We start from the raw sequence: 697 nt of genomic DNA on the forward strand, positions 1-697 counted from the left end.
CCTCTATTCATCTAGTCAGACAATAATTATGTTCACTTCTGCCCCATCGTCATTATGCATCTTGCGTTTATCCGCTATTGGAGATGTGTGTAATACCATCGCTACTGTGCAAGCAATCCAGAAACAGTGGCCAACCACGCAAATAACTTGGATTACTGGCAAGTTGGAAGCTCAGTTGCTAGCGGCGATTGAGGGGGTCGAAGTCATTGTATTCGATAAAAAAGCTGGTTTAGATGGCTATAAAGCCTTGTGGAAACAGTTAAAGGGCCGAGAATTTGATGCTCTGTTACATATGCAATATGCGATTCGAGCGAGCGTCGCGACTTTGGGCATTAAGGCAAAATACAAACTTGGTTTTTCATCTGACAGAAGCCAAGATTTTCAAACACTATTCACCAATGTCAAAGTTCCCTCACCACAATCTCTGCACGTGGCGGATGGTTTGATGGCTTTTGCTCATCAAATTGGCATCCTTAACACGGAGTTAGACTGGGCACTTTCCTACTCCACACAAGACCAAGAGTGGGCAGAGAGTCATGTTTCTTGCGACAAACCCAACCTACTGATTGTGCCAGGAGCCAGTAAAGCATATAAAAACTGGAATGCTGAAGGGTACATAGACGTCATCCACCATGCGAGAGCACAAGGTTGGAATGTAATTCTGGCTGGCAGCCCAGCTCAAGTCGAACTGGATTTG

General features: G+C 45.1%; 1 protein-coding gene. It reads left to right on the forward strand.

Annotated features, from left to right (window positions below):
• Positions 1-28 precede the first annotated feature (28 nt).
• On the forward strand, positions 29-697 hold a 669-nt coding region (locus R7R24_RS27010; protein ID WP_318120165.1), incomplete at its 3' end, for a glycosyltransferase family 9 protein.

The sequence above is a fragment of the Vibrio sp. 704 genome (assembly GCF_033339295.1).